Here is a 15,249-nt window from a genome sequence, read left to right as displayed (position 1 = left end):
TTCTTACGCTGCTGTGAGGGTATTCAATTCGACCGCGCGCACATTGATCTGTTCGGGCGCAAGCGGCGCATCTGTGCGGGTTTCCAGCCAGAAGCGGTACACCGTGTTGGCAGCCGATATGCGGCGGTAGTTGTCGGTCGCGCGCATGTCGGTCAGTGGGGTGTAGTCGCGCGACATGGCTGCCATGGCAGCACGCACCGTTGCTTCGTTCCACGGCTGGCCGACGATGGCGGCTTCGGTTTCAGCGGCGCGCTTGGAAGTTGCTGCCATGCCGCCGTAAGCGATGCGTGCGCTGCGCACCATGTCACCTTCCAGCTCGATGGCCAGCGCCGCGCACACGGCAGAGATGTCTTCGTCAAAGCGCTTGGACAGCTTGTACGTACGGAAGCGCAAAGCATCGCGGCCCTCACGCGCGGGGATGCGCAGGCCGGCAACAAACTCGCCTTCTTCCATCGCGTTCTTCTGATAGGCGAGGTAGAGGTCTTCGAGCGGTAATTCGCGGCGGACTTCGCCACGCTGCAGTACGACGCGCGTGCCGATGGCGATCAGCGCGGGTGCCGAGTCGCCGATCGGCGAGCCGTTGGCGATGTTGCCGCCGAGCGTGCCCGCATTGCGGATCGGCAGCGAGGCAAAGCGCTTCCACAACTCGGTCGTCTCGGGGTAGTCGGCGGCCAGGAATTCGTAGGCTTTTTCCAGCGAGACGGCCGCGCCAATCTCGATCCAGCCGTCACGCTTTTCCAGTGCGTACAAGTCGGCAACCTGGCCGATGTACAGGATGTCGCCCAGATCGCGGAACTGCTTGGTGACCCACAGGCCGACGTCGGTGCTGCCGGCCAGGATGCGGATGTTCGGATGCGCGGCCTTGATGGCGGCAAAGGCCGATGCGGTGCGCGGCGCGTAGAAGCGCGGTGCGTTCTCTGTGCCGACGGGTGCATAGCTGAAGGTGTCCTTGCGCTGCAGCTTGCGCAGCGTGTCGGCCAACTGCGTGCGGTCGATGCCTGCCGGCGCGGGCAGTTCGAACATGCGTTCGCCAGCGTCGATGATCGGGCGGTAGCCGGTGCAGCGGCACAGGTTGCCGGTCAGCGAATCGCAGATGGTCTGGCGCGACGGGATCGCCGCCTGGTTGCCGGTGTTTTCGTACAGCGCGTAGAGCGACATCACGAAGCCAGGCGTGCAGAAGCCGCACTGTGATCCGTGGCACTCCACCATGGCCTCTTGCACGGGGTGCAGCGTGCCGTCCTTGCCGCGCACGTCTTCCACGGTGAACAGCGCCTTGCCGTCCAGCGTGGGCAGGAACTGGATACACGCGTTGACGGCCTTCAGGCCGACGCTGCCGTCTTCCTGCAGCTCGCCGAGCACTACGGTGCATGCACCGCAATCGCCCTCGGCGCAACCTTCCTTGGTGCCGGTGCAGTGTGCGTCCTCACGCAGGTATTGAAGCACCGTCCGAGTGATCGGGGCGTCCGTGACGGTGCGGACCTGGCTGCGGTGGAAGAAGCGGATGGGCTGAGTCTCCATGGGGGTTCTACGCCTGTTTGTGTGTGTAACGGAACCATAGCACCGGGCCAGGAATGCAATATTTGGCCCATGTGATAACCCGCATCGGAAAGCCAAAATCCGGGGTATACCCGCCGGTAGCGGTCTGGCGGCGCGGCGTGCAGGTGACATACACTGACAGCGTCCCCAAGCACTTCTTTTAGAAGGGTCGGCGCAGCCGTTACCCGCCTCCAGATGCACGGCAAAGATCACCTCGATACCTACCTCCTGCGCGTTCTCTACACGCTGCTCACCGAGCAGAGCGTGACGCGCACGGCGGTCAAGCTCGGCCAGTCACAGCCGGCCATCAGCAACACGCTCAAGCGCCTGCGCGAGATCACCGGCGACGCCATCCTGGTGCGTGGCAAGAACGGCATGGTGCCGACCGAGCGCGGCCATGATCTGCTGGCGCTCGCCCAGCAGAGCCTGGAGGCGATGGAGCGCATCGCCCGCCCGTCGCAGGAATTCGACCCCGGCAACACCACCCGCACGTTTCACCTTGGTGCGCCGGATTACCTCGATGCCTTCTTCCTGCCCAACATCGTCGAGCGTCTGCGCAAGCAGGCCCCGCAAGCCAAGCTGGTGGTGCATCCGCTCAATGCCGGCGTCGATTACCTGGCCGCACTGGAGCAGGGCGGCATGGACCTCGTGATCGGCAACTGGCTGTCGCCGCCCGAACATCTGCATATTTCACCGCTGTTCGACGATGAAGTCGTCTGCATGCTGGGGGCGCAGCACCCGCTCGCGCGCAAGGGCATTTCGCTCAAGCACTATGTGGAGATGCCGCATCTGGCGCCCGCGCCGTATGCCGTCATGCAGCGCAGCATGATCGATCAGGCACTTGCAGAGCAGGGGCTCAAGCGCCAGATCCAGGTGTCGCTGCCGTACTTCGGGCTGGTGCCATATGTGCTGATGCGCACCGATCTGGTCTTCACCACCGGCCGCCAGTTCGCCGCGCACTGCGCCCAGTATTTGCCGATCCGCATCCTCCCGCCGCCTATGGCGTTCCCAAAGATGCGCTTTTACCAACTCTGGCATGAGCGCAGCCACGCAGCGCCCGATGTGATGTGGTTGCGCCGGATGATCGGCGAGGTGGCGGCAGAGTTGCCGCAGCATTCGCAGTTGGAATCGGCGGTGGCTTGACGCGACACCGCCGCCGCTTTGCCATGCCGCCGGGCGGCGTTACTTTCCGCTTGTGACGGACTTCCCGTAATCAGGGAAAAACACCTGTTCCCCGTTGACCTTGAAGTCGGCAATCACCTGCTGACCGGCTGGTGACGTGATCCATTCGATCAGCTTGGTCGCGTCGGTGTAGTTGACGCTGGGGTATTTCTTCGGGTTGACCGCGATGATGCCGTAGGGATTGAACATGCGCGGGTCTCCGGCCAGCACAATGTCGAGGCCCGTCTTGGCACGGTAGGCACCGTAGGTTGCGCGGTCCGAAAGCGTGTAGGCGTTCATCTGCGCGGCCATGTTCAGCACTTCGCCCATGCCGAGCCCCGCGCTGACGTACCACGGCTTGCCCTTCGGGTCGATGTTGGCTGTCTTCCAGTAAGCCTTTTCCATGACGTCGGTGCCGGAGTTGTCACCGCGCGAGATGAACTTGGCGCCGGCTTTTTCGCCTGCCGCGGCAATGGTCTCCATCCCCTGGATGACGTTCTTCTGGCCACGCACGTGAGCCGGGTCTGTCTCGGGGCCGACGAGGAGGAAATCGTTGTACATCACGTCGCGGCGGTCAATGCCGCCGCCTGACGCGACGAAGGCGTCTTCCAGTGGGCGGGCGTGCACCAGCACCACATCGACATCCCCCGATTCGCCCAGCTTGACCGCCTTGCCGGTGCCAACGGCAATCACCTGCACATGGATGCCAGTGGCCGCTTCGAACTTCGGTAACAGGACTTTCAGCAGGCCGGAATTTTCAGTGCTGGTGGTGGTGGCCATGCGGAGATCGCCAGCATATGCAGCAGTGGCGACCGCGAGTGTCATGCAGATGACTGCAGACAGCCGAAGGGTTTGGGACAATCCAGGCATGTTGTGGGGTAGCGGGAAGGCGTGGACGCTTTATGTCGGATGCTGCATGATGTCGGCAACGTCAGGGGCAGCCAGCGGCCACGATAAGCCCGCCCCGAGGATGAGCAGAATTGTTCTCCTGGGTCCCGGCGGAAGTAAATAGGAAACCATAAACATAATGACATTCCAGTTCGAGGTATTTCCGGTGGTGGGGCCGGACGACAACCCGCGCGCCAATGGCAAGGTGTTTCAGTTGCTGCGGGCGGTGCGCGAGACGGGGTCGCTGCACAGGGCGGCCAAACAGGTGGGCCTGTCGTACCGGCACGCCTGGGGGGTGATGCGCGCGTGGGAAGAAATGCTCGGCCGCTCGCTGCTCGACATGGAGCGCGGCCGGGGTGCGTCGCTTACGCTCTTTGGTGAGCGCATGCTCCGAGCCGAGATGCGCCTGCGCGAGCAGCTCGATCCGGCGCTCCACCAAGCCATGGGCCAGTTCCTCTCGGAGCTGGAAGACGCATCCCAGTCGCAGGCGCGCATCCGGTTCTCGGGCAGCCATGACCCGGCCGTGGAAGTGTTGGCTGAGACGTTTGCGCGGCAAAGCCACGGGGCACACATCGATACGGTGTTCTGCAGCGCGGTTGAAGGGCTGATCTGCCTGCAGGAAAAACAATGCGAAGTGGCCGGCTTTTATGTGGCCCCGCAGCAGGGTGCGGGCTCGATCGCGCACCAGACACTGCGCAAGTGGTTGCGCCCGACCGCGGTGCGCTTGATCGCCCTGGCTGATCGCGAGCAGGGGCTGATGATGTCGGCGGAATGGGCCGGGCGGGTGCAGTCGCTGGGGGACTTGGCGCGCACGCAAGCGCGCTTCATCAACCGCCAGCGCAGTTCGGGCACGCGTTTGCTGTTCGATCAGTTGCTGGTGGCCGCGGGGCTGTACCCCGACCAGATCAACGGGTATGACGAGCAGGAGTTCTCCAGCGACAAGGTCGCCGTGGCCGTGCAGGAAGGACGGGCGGACGTGGGCTTCGGCCTGCGCCCGGGCGCCGAAGCCCACGGCCTGCACTTTGTTCCGCTGACGCGCGAAACGTATTACCTGGCGGTGCGCCGCAACGATGCGCTGTCGCCCTGGGTGCGCGAGCTGATCGAGCGCATCGGTCAGCCCGCCTTCCGCGAAGGCCTTGGCCACCTCGCAGGCTACCGGCCGACCGAGCACGTTTCGCTGCTGACCGCAGAGCAGGCGCTGCCCTGGCACGCTGACGAGGCCCGCACGCTGGCCCGCTGAAGTCGTGCGAACATGGCGGGGTTCGCGCGATCGAGCGCCCCGTCAATGTTCCGCCCATGTCACGTTTCTCCGTCTGGACCCAAGCCCTGCGCATGCTGCGCCGCGACTGGCGCGCCGGTGAGCTGAACCTCCTGCTCGTCGCGCTGGTGTTGGCCGTGGCAGCGCTGGCGTCCGTCAGTTTCCTGGCCGACCGCATGCATGCGGGGCTGGAGCGCGACGCGCGCCAGCTGATCGGCGCGGATGTCCTGATCGTGTCCGACCAGCCGTTGCCACCCGACATCGAGGCGCATGCGCGCGCGAGCGGCCTGCAAGTCACGCACACCGCCACATTCCCCAGCATGGCAAGCACGTTGGCCAAGGGCGCCTCGGGCGAACCCGTATCGCAACTCGCTGCCATCAAGGCCGTCGACGTGGGCTACCCGCTGCGCGGCACCCTCAAGGTGAGCGATGACGGGCGCGCTACCGTGGGCGCGCCAATCCAGGGTATTCCTGCTGCAGGCACGGTGTGGGTGGACGCACCGCTGCTCGAAGCGCTCGGCATGCGCGTGGGCGATGCGATCCGCCTGGGTACGCGCACGTTCAAGGTCGCCCATGTCATCACCCAGGAGCTTGATCGCGGCGCCGGCTTCATGAATTTCGCCCCCAGGGTGATGCTGCCGATGTCGGATCTGGGTTCGACGGGGCTTGTCACCTACGGCAGCCGGGTCACGTATCGCCTGCTGGTGGCTGGCCCCGATGCCGCTGCCAGCGCGTTCCGCACCTGGGCAGAGAACGAAGCGAAGACGCGCCAGTTGCGTGGCGTGCGCGTTGAATCGCTGCAGAACGGCCAGCCGCAGATGCGCGAAACGCTGGACCGCGCCGAGCGCTTCCTCTCGCTCGTCGCCTTGCTCGCCGCGATGATTGCCGCAGTGGCGATCACCATGGCCGCGCGCCGCTACACCACGCGGCATACCGATGCGGTGGCCGTCATCAAATGCCTGGGCCTCAAGCAGGGGCAGATTCTCGGCACGTTTGCGCTGGAGTTTTTGCTGATCGGCGTGATCGGTTCGGCGGTGGGCGTGGCACTGGGTTATGGGGCGCATTGGTTGTTGCTGGCATCGCTCGGCGACCTGGTCACGGTGACATTGCCCGCGCCATCCGTCTGGCCGGCAGTCGTGGGCGTGACGGCGGGGCTGGTGCTGCTGATCGGCTTTGCCGTGCCGCCGTTGCTGAGCCTCGTGCGCGTGGCGCCGCTGCGAGTACTGCGGCGCGATGTGGCCGAGCGCGCCGTTGCTGCATGGATCGGTTATGCGCTGGGTGCAGCGGCGTTCTTTGCGCTGCTTGTAGTGTCTGCGCGCGACGTAAAACTTGGTGCGCTCACCGCCGCCGGGTTTGCCGGCGCAATCGTCGTGTTTGCGCTACTGGCTGCCGGCGGATTACGCGCGCTGGCGGTGTCGCTGGGGCGTGGTCGCGCGCTCAGCGTGGGTTGGCGCTTTGCGCTGGCTGTACTGGAGCGCCGTCGTGGCGTGAGCGTGCTGCAAACCGTGGCGCTTGCGGTCGGCCTGATGGCGCTGCTGTTGCTTGCCATGACGCGCAATGATCTGATCCGTTCGTGGCACAACGCCACCCCGGCCGATGCGCCCAACCGTTTCATCATCAATATCCAGCCCGATCAGGTGACGCCCGTGGCGCAAGCCCTGGCCCATGCCGGCGTGGCCGACCCGAAGCTCTACCCCATGGTGCGCGGGCGCCTGACGCAGGTGAATGGCCAGGTGATCGACCGCCAGACCTATGCCGAATCGCGCGCCCGCAATCTGGTCGAACGCGAGTTCAACCTGTCGTACGCCACCGCGCAGCCGCCTGAAAATCGCATCGTCGCCGGCCGATGGTTCAGCGGGCAGAAGCCCGAGGCCTCGGTGGAAGAGGGCATCGCCAAGACGCTCAACCTGCACCTGGGTGACGTGCTGCGTTTCGACGTCGCCGGGCAGACGGTGGATGCGCCCATCACGTCATTGCGCAAGCTCGACTGGAGCTCGATGCGCGTGAACTTTTTCGTGATCCTGCCGCCCGTGGCGTTGCACGACATGCCGCAGACGTACGTGACCGCGTTCCGCATTCCCACCGGGCAGGCTGATCTGCCGGCCAAGCTCGTGCGTGAGTTTCCAAACCTGACGGTCGTCGACACCGAGCTGATCCTGCAACAAGTGCAGGGCGTGCTGGATCAGGTGACGGCGGCGGTGGAGTTCCTCTTCGTCTTCACGCTGGCGGCGGGTGTGCTGGTGCTGTACGCCGCGCTCTCCGGCTCGCGTGACGAGCGCTTGCGCGACGCAGGCGTGCTGCGCGCGCTGGGTGCGGGCTCCGCCGTGGTACGTCAGACCCAGTATGCAGAAGTACTGATCGTGGGCGGCCTGGCCGGGCTGATGGCAGGTGTAGGCGCAATCGCCATCGGCTGGGTGCTCTCGGCGCACGTGTTCGATTTTCCGTATCGTTTCAACCCGGCGATCCTGCCGGTGGGCATCGTGAGCGGTATGGCGTGCGCCTTTGTTGGCGGCTGGTTGGGGTTGCGCGACGTGCTGCGTCGCCCGGCCATGGCAACGCTTCGTGACGCATGACGACGCCTGAAATTTCTGATGTGACTGACGCTGTATGACTGACGCAACTTCTGGCCAGGAAGCCCTGGCTTTTGACCTGATTGGCGGCGAAGCGCGCGTGCGCGAACTCGTTGACCGCTTCTACGACCTGATGGATCTGGAGCCCGAATTTGCTGTGCTGCGCGCACTGCATCCGCAAAGCCTGGATGGGTCGCGCGACAAGCTGTTTTGGTTCCTGTGCGGCTGGCTGGGCGGCCCGAATCATTTCATCGAGCGCTTTGGCCACCCGCGCCTGCGCGCGCGGCATATGCCGTTCGAGATCGGCACGCAGGAGCGTGATCAGTGGATGCGCTGCATGGCACTCGCCATGCAAGATATTGGCTTGGACGAAGCCCTGCAGATGCGACTGATGCAGGCGTTCTGGCAAACCGCCGACTGGATGCGGAACGTGCAGCGCTAAGGTGCCGCGCTAAAGCGCACCGTACAAAAACAGATTCAAGGAGACCCCGATGATCGGTTTGCCCACCGCAGACGACGTGCTCGCGTTCTGGTTCGGCAATGCGCCGCTGATTGACGCACGCCCGGAGTGGTTCACCAAATCTGACGCGTTTGATGCCGAGATCCGCGCGCGCTTCTTGCCCCTGTGGGAAGCGCTTTCCACGGGAGACGCCGACACCTGGATGGATACGCCGCTCGACGCCATCGCGCGCATCGTCGTGCTGGACCAGTTCCCTCGCAACATGTTTCGCGGCAGTGCTCGCGCATTTGCCAGCGACGCGGCTGCGCTGCACACCGCGCAGATCGTCGTGGCAGCAGGGTGGGATGCGCAATTACCGACGCGCCATCACCGCATGTTTTGCTACCTGCCGTTCGAGCATAGCGAGGCGCTGTCTGCGCAGGACGAATCGATTCGCCTCTACACATGCCTGCGTGACCAGGAAGGTGATGCGGACCCGCTCATCTGGGCGGAGAAACACCGCGAGATCGTGTCGCGCTTCGGGCGCTTCCCGCATCGCAACGAAGCCCTCGGGCGCGTTTCCACACCCGAGGAAGTTGCGTTTCTGACGCAGCCGGGGTCGTCGTTTTAGCGCTGGCGGTGCTTACGTGCGCTCGCGGCGCTCCGACCACTTGTCGACCGTTTCGCGAGGCGCACGCGCCAGCATGTCGATCAACGCGGCAGGGTCGTCGCTCACGTGCAGCAGATCGGCGTGGTGGCGCTTGAGGAAGCCTTCCTGCACGGCGTGGTCGATGAAGGCCAGCAGCTTGTCGTAGAAGCCCGCCACGTTCAGCAGGCCGATCGGCTTGTTGTGATAGCCCAGCTGCAGCCACGTGAAGGTTTCGAACAGCTCTTCGTAGGTGCCGACGCCGCCGGGCATGGCGATGAAGGCATCTGCACGGTCAGCCATCATCTGCTTGCGCTGATGCATGCTGTCGACGATGTGCAGCTCGGTCAGCTCTTTATGCCCGACCTCCTTGCGCACCAGCGATTTCGGGATGATGCCAATGACCGGGCTGCCGCCGTGCAGCACCGCATCGGCCACCACGCCCATCAGGCCGACGTTGCCGCCGCCGTAGACGAGCGTGAGGTCACGCTTGACCATCTCGTTGCCCAGCGCGATGGCATTGGCTTTGTATTCCGGGCGCTCGCCCGGGCTGGAGCCGCAGTAAACGCAGATCGATTTCATTTAGCAGGGGTGTTGTTGCTTGGAGTGCCCGCGGTGCCGATAGGCGGATCGTTGCTGCGGCTCACCGCCAGCAAATCGAACGCCCGCCGCGGCTTGCCGCGCAGGTAAGGCGCGAGGATCGACAGGATGTGGTAGCTCGCGCCGTGCAGGTGGTCGCGGATCGCGTTCTGGTCGTTGTACTGACGCGGGTGCTGCACGAACTGGAACGACAGCCAGTAAGTGGCGATCACCACGATATTGGTGCAGATGACGTCGACCTGCTCGGCCGTGGCTTCCATCTCGCCGTCTTCGATGAACTGGTGGCAGATGTCCATGGCGAAGTGGCGCTTTTGCTCGACGATGCGCTTGAAGTTCAGTTCAAGCATGCGGTTGCGCGCGAGCAGATCGTTGATGTCGCGGTACAGGAAGCGGTAGTTCCAAAGAAACTCCGACATGTACTGCAGGTAGCCCCAGGTCTCGTCGAGTGTGGCCTTGTGGTCATCCGGCAGCTTCAGGCGACGCGCGATCTCCTGCTCGAACTGCACGAAGATCGAGTTGATGATGTCGTCTTTGTTGCGGAAGTGGTAGTACAGATTGCCAGGGCTGATCTCCAGCTCTTCGGCGATCGTCGTGGTGGTGACGTTGGGCTCGCCCAGTTCGTTGAACAGGCGCAGCGACACTTCGAGGATGCGATCACGCGTGCGGCGTGGGCCGGTGGAATGCTGCTTGGTTTCCATTGAACTGCCAAGGCCGGTGGCCCTGTCTCCGTGGCGTATTGGTGCCCGGATTATAAGAGATCGTGCCCGTGCAACGACCCCCACATGCTGTGGGCGGGCATTACCAAACGTTGTCACCGGTTTTTCGCTGGTGTTCCTAATGCAACAGCGACGCTACCCACGGCCAGGCAATCGCCACCCACGTCCCCACACACAGCAGCAGGGCCAGCATGACGGCCGCGCTGCCGAAATCCTTGGCGCGCTTGGACAGCCCGTGCTGCTCCAGCGAGATACGGTCGACCGCCGCTTCCACGCTCGAATTGAGCAGCTCGACAATCAGCACCAGCACCAGCGTGCCGAGCATCAGAATGCGCTCGACCACCGTGGCAGGAATAACGAATGCACACGGCAGCAGGATCGCGCACAGCGTCAGCTCCTGGCGGAAGGCGCTTTCCTCGTCGATGGCGAAGCGGATGCCGCTGATGGAGTTCTTGAGCGCAAACCATGCCCGCGTGATGCCGCGATTGCCCTTATGCGGGTTGTCGGCCGGCGAATAGGCGCCGGCCGCCGGCGGCGCAGGCGGATTTTCCAGGCGCCGGTCCGGCGGGGTAGTGGGTTTCATGGAACGCAAGGCTCAGGCACCCGCGGCGGTGGATGGTTCGGCGGCCTTGGTGTTGCCGGCCGGCGCGGCGGGCATGGGGCGCAGGTGCGCGAGGAATTGTTCCGAGGCCGCGCGCCACGAGAACTTCTCGGCGTGCGCACGCGCCGTGGCGCTGTCGATACGCAACGCTTCCAGGCAGGCTTCGCGCAGGTCTTCGCGCAACGCACCAGCCGGCGAATCGCCCAGCACGTCGATGGGGCCTGTCACCGGATATGCGGCAACCGGCAGGCCGCTGGCCAGTGCCTCCAGCAGGACCAGGCCGAACGTGTCGGTGCGGCTCGGAAAGACGAACACATCGGCTGAGGCATACACCTTGGCCAGCTCCGGTTGCTTGAGCACGCCGAGGTAGCTGGCGTTCGGGTACTTGGCTTTCAATCCGGCCAGTGCCGGGCCTTCACCCACAACCCATTTCGAGCCCGGCAGATCCAGTTCCAGGAAGGATTCGACGTTCTTCTCCACGGCCACGCGGCCGACGTACAGGAAGATCGGATGCGCCGTGTTGAGCACGTTGCTGCGCTGTGCGGTGAAGATGTCCAGATCGACGCCGCGCGTCCACAGCACGCCGTTGGTGATGCCGTAGTCTGCGAGGTCTTTCAGCACAACGGGTGTCGGCGCCATCACGGCCTGGGCAGGGCTGTGGAACCAGCGCAGGAAGCGATACGTCCAGGCTAGCGGAATGCCGAAGCGCGCCTGCACGTACTCCGGAAAACGCGTGTGATACGCCGTCGTATAGGGCAGCTTGTGGCGCAGCGCATAGGCGCGTGCGGCCAGGCCGAGCGGGCCTTCGGTGGCGATGTGCAGGGCCTGCGGGGCGAACTTCTCGATGCGCGCACGCACGCGCTTGGCCGGCAGGATCGAGAGGCGGATTTCCGGATACGTCGGGCACGGCACCGTCTTGAATTCCAGCGGCGTGATCATGTCGACGATGTGCCCCATGGCCTCCAGCTCGCGGCGCGTCTGGGTGAGGGTGCGGACGACGCCGTTGACCTGCGGTTCCCAGGCATCGGTGACGATCATGACTTTCACGGGCTCTCCTTGGGGGGTAGGTTGGGCTGCGGTGGGCTGCACGAGGTCGATGCTGGTGTTGGTCATAGGGGTCCCATCAGGCGGCGGCCGCAGCGGCACGGCGTGCGCGGCGGGAGGTGCGCGGCGCATCGAGCAGATGCGTCCAGTAGACGATCTGCAGTTCGCCTTCCATGGTTTCGACCAGGGCAGAAAGGCTTTCCACCCAGTCGCCGTCGTTGCAGTAGAGCTGGCCGTCGATCTCGCGGATCTCGGCCTTGTGGATATGCCCGCAGACCACGCCGTCGCAGCCGCGGCGGCGCGCTTCATCCGTCATCACACGCTCGAATGAATTGATGAAGTTGACCGCGTTCTTGACCTGGTGCTTCAGGTATTGCGACAGCGACCAGTACGGAAAACCCAGCCGCACGCGGATGCGGTTGAAGTGCCGGTTCATCGCCAGGATGAAGGTGTAGAGCGAGTCGCCGACGTAGGCCAGCCAGCGCGCATGCTGCATCACGCCGTCGAACAGGTCACCGTGCACGACCCACAGGCGTTTGCCCGTGGCGGTGACGTGCACAGCGTCTTCAGCGACTTCGATATCGCCAAAATTCAGCCCGTGGAACTGGCGCGCCATCTCGTCGTGGTTGCCCGGGATGAACACCACGCGCGTGCCTTTACGCGCCCGGCGCAGCACCTTCTGCACCACATCGTTGTGTGCCTGGGGCCAGTACCAGCCCTTGCGCAGTTGCCAGCCGTCGACGATGTCTCCTACCAGGTACAGCGTGTCGGACTCGTGGTGCTTGAGAAAGTCCAGCAGGTAATCGGCCTGGCAGCCCGGCGTGCCGAGGTGGATATCCGACAGCCAGATCGTGCGATAGCGCTGGATCTTCTCGGCGGGCGGGTCGGTGTCCGTGTCAGCCGAGTGCTCTGGCGCCAACGTGGAAGCCGGCGTGGCAACGGGAGCTTCGTGCTCGCGCACATCGCCGCGGCCCGCCGGCACAGCCGAGCCCAGCGCACCGGCAGCGGCTAGTCCGGCAGCCATTTGCATCAGAGGCGGTGGAGCATTCCAGTCGGAACCGGTGAGGGGAGCAGCGCGAAAGCGTTGCGCGAGGCGGCGGAGGAAACCAGGGCGCGATGGCAGTTTGGGCAGGACCATGTCGGCAACAGAGGCTGCGTTGGACGGATTTCGCCATCGCCGCATGAAAGCGCCGTGTCAGAAACATGACCGTCACATGACGTGTTTGCCGAGAAGCGGGCGGGGTGCGCCCAAGACCTGCGCCGGGCGCGCGTTTCAACCAGATGGGCTCACGGAGGTGGCTTCGATGCGTGCGAGTTCCGCCAGCACAGCGTCGCGCACGCGTGCGTCGCATAGCAGCGACACATGGCCGATGCCCGCAAATGCGATGTGCCGCGCGCCGTCCAGCCAGGAAGCACCAGCCGGGCCGACGATGGAGTCGTGCCACGAGAAAATCGACGTGATGCGGGCTCGCACGGCCGGCGTTTCGGATGCTGCAAGCTGCCGCAGCCAAGGGCTTGCCCAAGCCATCTGGCGAACGTTATGACCGCGCCCGCTACGCGCCATTGCCGTGCCCCGATGTGGTGTGCCGAGCGTGATGACGTGGGCAACGGGGCCGGATTCCGATTGGCGCAGCAGCGCTCGTGCGGCGAGGCCGCCCATGCTGTGGCAGAGCAGAACGGGCGCACGGCCATGCATGTGCGTCAGGTGTGCGACAGCGGCAGTAATGTCGCGGGCATAGTCGTCGATGTCACCTAGCAGCGGCATGAGATCGATGGCATCGATCGGATGCCCTGCGGCGGCCACATGCTTCTGCATGGGCAGCCATACCGCGCGATTGCAGCCATAGCCGTGGATCATCAGCACAGGCACGCGCTTGCCGTCGCCCGCCGGTAAATCGAATGCGGCGCGCGCTCGGAACGGTTGCAGCACGTTGAACATCCACGCCACGGATACGCATTCGCGCAGCCAGCACGCGATGAAGCCGGTGATGCCGATGCGGTGTTCGCGCGGCACGGGCATGCGGTCCCACATGGGGTCGTCCGGTATCGCGGTGCCCAGACTCTTCAGCGACACCAGGAACGCCCATCCGACCGAAAGGAGATAGCCCAGCACCAGCGCCGCGCCCGCGAGCAGGCTTGCCGCCGGCCAGCTCCATCCGCCCCAGTAATGCGCCGCCCAGCCAACCGCCAGCGTTGCCGCACATTGCAGCGCCACGGCGATGCGGCGCGCGGTGGCTGCGGTCAGGAAGGCGAGGGGAACAGGCGAGGTTGGCAGATCGGCGCGCGTCATGGTGGAGTTTGCCGCCGAGCGTGGAACCGATCAGTCGCGCACCAGCCGCGTGCCGGCCAGGCGATCGTGCAGGAACTGGCGCTGCGGATCGAGCCACGCCAGCGCACCCCAGGCCAGCAGGCACGCCAGAGCGACGCCGGCGCCGGTCCAGCGGGACGCCCCGCTCAGATGGATCACGCCCACTGCCGCGGCCACCCACACCCACGCGAGCAGATAGCGTGCAACGGCGCGGCCCAGCGAAATACGCGATCCATCGGCGTTGACCACGCGCATGCGCCACGTCTGCATCGCCAGCGTCTGGCCGCGCTTGCGCCAAAACCATACGAAGTACAGACCCAGCGCCAGAAAGCCCCACACCTGCAGCCCCACATCGCCGGTGCGCGCCAGTGGCGGCGCGATCAGGCGCAGGAGCAGAAAGACAGCCGTGGCGCCAAACATTACGCCAAACAGCAACAAGCCCTCGTAGAGCATCGCGGCAAGACGGCGGCGTAGCGTGGGCGCGGCAAGCGGATCAGGCGCCGCAACGGGGGAAGACGAGGGAACGGAAGTGGCCATCGAACAGAGTGTGAGCGCGCCGTCAGCGCAGTCCTTCATGTGCCGGCGAGCAGGGTGCGCGCGGCACGTGGTTCGGATTATGCCAAAGGGTTGGCTGGCCTCAGCCGCCCAGCACCGTGGAGGGCGGCGGATTGCCCGATTCCCCGCCGGTGGTGGTCGGCGGTGCAACAGGGTGCACAGGTGTGAGCGGCGCACTTGCAGGTGCCGGTGCGGCAGCGGCTGGTTCGGGCGCAGGGGTCGCGGCCGGCGCGGATGCCGTGGCAGTCGGCTTGCTCGTCGGCACCGTCTTGGTTGTACCCGGTTTGGTGCGCGCACCGTGATGGATCGATTTGGCCGCGTCCTTCGCCAAGCGTGCGCCGCCGGGCAGCGCCGTCACTGCTGTCGGATGCTTTTGCGCCTTGGCCGCGGCAGCCAGCGCTTTTTTCTGCTCTTCAGTCAGTTGCTGGTAGCTCTGCCAGGCCTCGCTCTTTTTTTGCACCGGGAGCGACTTAGTGGTCTGGAAATTCTCACGCGCGCGGTGGCGTTGCTCCGGCGTGAGCTTGACCCAATCCGCCATGCGTGTTTGCAAGCGCTGCTGCTGAGCCGGCGTGTACTTCGGATATGCCCGGGCGATCTGCAGCCACTTTTGGCGCGCCAGTTCCGGCAGGCCGTTCCATTCCGGCGCCAGCGGCGCGAAGATGCGCTGCTGCACGATGGTCAGCTCGGCCCAGTTCGGATGGACGGCGGGTAGCGGATTGGTCGCGGGCGGTGTCGGCAGATCAACCGGCGCATTGACTGTCACGCCCGATGCCGCCGCAGGCGCCGAAGTGCTCGGAACCTGCGCGATCGCAAGACCTGCCATCAGACCGGCGGCACCGATCAACGTAACGATGCCCGCGCGCAGACAGAAGGTCTTTGCGCCTCGCGGTGTGTGGCCGTGGGTGTACAGGAAGTCGCTCATCGATC

15 protein-coding genes are annotated in these 15,249 nt (G+C 65.0%); 5 read left to right on the top strand and 10 right to left on the bottom strand.

Annotated features, from left to right (window positions below; translation table 11 throughout):
* Nucleotides 1–3: 3 nt before the first annotated feature.
* Nucleotides 4–1,518 (bottom strand): xanthine dehydrogenase small subunit, encoded by a 1,515-nt coding sequence (gene xdhA, locus ACU8YE_RS08320; protein WP_446928497.1) that lies wholly within the window; start codon nt 1,516–1,518, stop codon nt 4–6.
* Nucleotides 1,519–1,731: 213 nt separating this feature from the next.
* Here xdhA and ACU8YE_RS08315 point away from each other — a divergent pair, with 213 nt between their 5' ends.
* A complete protein-coding gene (locus ACU8YE_RS08315; protein ID WP_065858913.1) occupies nt 1,732–2,679 on the top strand; it encodes a LysR substrate-binding domain-containing protein in 948 nt (315 codons plus the stop codon).
* A gap of 39 nt (nt 2,680–2,718) precedes the next feature.
* Here ACU8YE_RS08315 and ACU8YE_RS08310 read toward each other — a convergent pair whose 3' ends face one another.
* Nucleotides 2,719–3,567, bottom strand: a complete 849-nt coding sequence (locus ACU8YE_RS08310) for a substrate-binding domain-containing protein (protein ID WP_446928496.1) — start codon at nt 3,565–3,567, stop codon at nt 2,719–2,721.
* A gap of 157 nt (nt 3,568–3,724) precedes the next feature.
* Between ACU8YE_RS08310 and ACU8YE_RS08305 the strand changes: the two genes are divergently transcribed.
* The 4 genes from ACU8YE_RS08305 to ACU8YE_RS08290 are packed head-to-tail and all read left to right on the top strand — an operon-like array spanning nt 3,725 to nt 8,483.
* Nucleotides 3,725–4,825 carry a substrate-binding domain-containing protein gene (locus ACU8YE_RS08305; protein WP_260801847.1) on the top strand — a complete coding sequence of 367 codons (1,101 nt, stop codon included), beginning with the start codon at nt 3,725–3,727 and terminating at the stop codon, nt 4,823–4,825.
* 56 nt (nt 4,826–4,881) lie between these two features.
* The gene (locus tag ACU8YE_RS08300) at nt 4,882–7,416 is read left to right on the top strand and encodes an ABC transporter permease (RefSeq protein ID WP_260801846.1); all 2,535 of its coding nucleotides are present in this window, start codon (nt 4,882–4,884) and stop codon (nt 7,414–7,416) included.
* A gap of 34 nt (nt 7,417–7,450) precedes the next feature.
* Nucleotides 7,451–7,855, top strand: coding sequence for a group II truncated hemoglobin (locus ACU8YE_RS08295; protein WP_147214697.1), 405 nt, complete (start codon nt 7,451–7,453; stop codon nt 7,853–7,855).
* 49 nt (nt 7,856–7,904) lie between these two features.
* Complete coding sequence (locus ACU8YE_RS08290; RefSeq protein ID WP_446928495.1) at nt 7,905–8,483, top strand: DUF924 family protein; 579 nt, start codon at nt 7,905–7,907, stop codon at nt 8,481–8,483.
* A gap of 12 nt (nt 8,484–8,495) precedes the next feature.
* Here ACU8YE_RS08290 and ACU8YE_RS08285 read toward each other — a convergent pair whose 3' ends face one another.
* From ACU8YE_RS08285 to ACU8YE_RS08250, 8 genes are all read right to left on the bottom strand, one after another.
* Entirely contained in the window at nt 8,496–9,080 is a 585-nt protein-coding gene (locus ACU8YE_RS08285; RefSeq protein ID WP_012762323.1) for an LOG family protein, read from the bottom strand.
* Nucleotides 9,077–9,796, bottom strand: coding sequence for a TetR/AcrR family transcriptional regulator (locus tag ACU8YE_RS08280; protein WP_232040481.1), 720 nt, complete (start codon nt 9,794–9,796; stop codon nt 9,077–9,079). Before ACU8YE_RS08280 ends, ACU8YE_RS08285 begins: the two co-directional genes overlap by 4 nt.
* 136 nt (nt 9,797–9,932) lie before the next feature.
* A complete protein-coding gene (locus ACU8YE_RS08275) occupies nt 9,933–10,397 on the bottom strand; it encodes a diacylglycerol kinase (protein ID WP_232040480.1) in 465 nt (154 codons plus the stop codon).
* Between the two features lie 12 nt (nt 10,398–10,409).
* Nucleotides 10,410–11,453: a glycosyltransferase family 4 protein gene (locus ACU8YE_RS08270; protein ID WP_446928613.1), complete on the bottom strand. Its 1,044-nt coding sequence runs from the start codon at nt 11,451–11,453 to the stop codon at nt 10,410–10,412.
* 85 nt (nt 11,454–11,538) lie between these two features.
* Nucleotides 11,539–12,489, bottom strand: a complete 951-nt coding sequence (locus ACU8YE_RS08265) for a UDP-2,3-diacylglucosamine diphosphatase (protein WP_232040479.1) — start codon at nt 12,487–12,489, stop codon at nt 11,539–11,541.
* A gap of 243 nt (nt 12,490–12,732) precedes the next feature.
* Entirely contained in the window at nt 12,733–13,749 is a 1,017-nt protein-coding gene (locus tag ACU8YE_RS08260; RefSeq protein WP_446928494.1) for an esterase/lipase family protein, read from the bottom strand.
* Between the two features lie 30 nt (nt 13,750–13,779).
* Nucleotides 13,780–14,304, bottom strand: a complete 525-nt coding sequence (locus ACU8YE_RS08255) for an RDD family protein (protein WP_414561420.1) — start codon at nt 14,302–14,304, stop codon at nt 13,780–13,782.
* A gap of 100 nt (nt 14,305–14,404) precedes the next feature.
* Nucleotides 14,405–15,244 carry a DUF3106 domain-containing protein gene (locus ACU8YE_RS08250; RefSeq protein WP_232040476.1) on the bottom strand — a complete coding sequence of 280 codons (840 nt, stop codon included), beginning with the start codon at nt 15,242–15,244 and terminating at the stop codon, nt 14,405–14,407.
* Nucleotides 15,245–15,249 lie beyond the last annotated feature (5 nt).

The organism is Ralstonia sp. VS2407 (assembly GCF_052950655.1).
Note: the sequence above shows the minus strand (reverse complement) of the source record. Positions and strands in the feature narration are given on the sequence as shown.

Coding starts and splice junctions, on each gene's coding strand:
- ACU8YE_RS08290 (WP_446928495.1), top strand. CDS start 7,905: ATGATCGGTTTGCCCACCGCAGACGACGTGCTCGCGTTCTGGTTCGGC.
- ACU8YE_RS08310 (WP_446928496.1), bottom strand. CDS start 3,567: ATGCCTGGATTGTCCCAAACCCTTCGGCTGTCTGCAGTCATCTGCATG.
- ACU8YE_RS08300 (WP_260801846.1), top strand. CDS start 4,882: ATGTCACGTTTCTCCGTCTGGACCCAAGCCCTGCGCATGCTGCGCCGC.
- ACU8YE_RS08255 (WP_414561420.1), bottom strand. CDS start 14,304: ATGGCCACTTCCGTTCCCTCGTCTTCCCCCGTTGCGGCGCCTGATCCG.
- xdhA (WP_446928497.1), bottom strand. CDS start 1,518: ATGGAGACTCAGCCCATCCGCTTCTTCCACCGCAGCCAGGTCCGCACC.
- ACU8YE_RS08315 (WP_065858913.1), top strand. CDS start 1,732: ATGCACGGCAAAGATCACCTCGATACCTACCTCCTGCGCGTTCTCTAC.
- ACU8YE_RS08270 (WP_446928613.1), bottom strand. CDS start 11,453: ATGATCGTCACCGATGCCTGGGAACCGCAGGTCAACGGCGTCGTCCGC.
- ACU8YE_RS08285 (WP_012762323.1), bottom strand. CDS start 9,080: ATGAAATCGATCTGCGTTTACTGCGGCTCCAGCCCGGGCGAGCGCCCG.
- ACU8YE_RS08260 (WP_446928494.1), bottom strand. CDS start 13,749: ATGACGCGCGCCGATCTGCCAACCTCGCCTGTTCCCCTCGCCTTCCTG.
- ACU8YE_RS08265 (WP_232040479.1), bottom strand. CDS start 12,489: ATGCAAATGGCTGCCGGACTAGCCGCTGCCGGTGCGCTGGGCTCGGCT.
- ACU8YE_RS08280 (WP_232040481.1), bottom strand. CDS start 9,796: ATGGAAACCAAGCAGCATTCCACCGGCCCACGCCGCACGCGTGATCGC.
- ACU8YE_RS08305 (WP_260801847.1), top strand. CDS start 3,725: ATGACATTCCAGTTCGAGGTATTTCCGGTGGTGGGGCCGGACGACAAC.
- ACU8YE_RS08295 (WP_147214697.1), top strand. CDS start 7,451: ATGACTGACGCAACTTCTGGCCAGGAAGCCCTGGCTTTTGACCTGATT.
- ACU8YE_RS08275 (WP_232040480.1), bottom strand. CDS start 10,397: ATGAAACCCACTACCCCGCCGGACCGGCGCCTGGAAAATCCGCCTGCG.
- ACU8YE_RS08250 (WP_232040476.1), bottom strand. CDS start 15,244: ATGAGCGACTTCCTGTACACCCACGGCCACACACCGCGAGGCGCAAAG.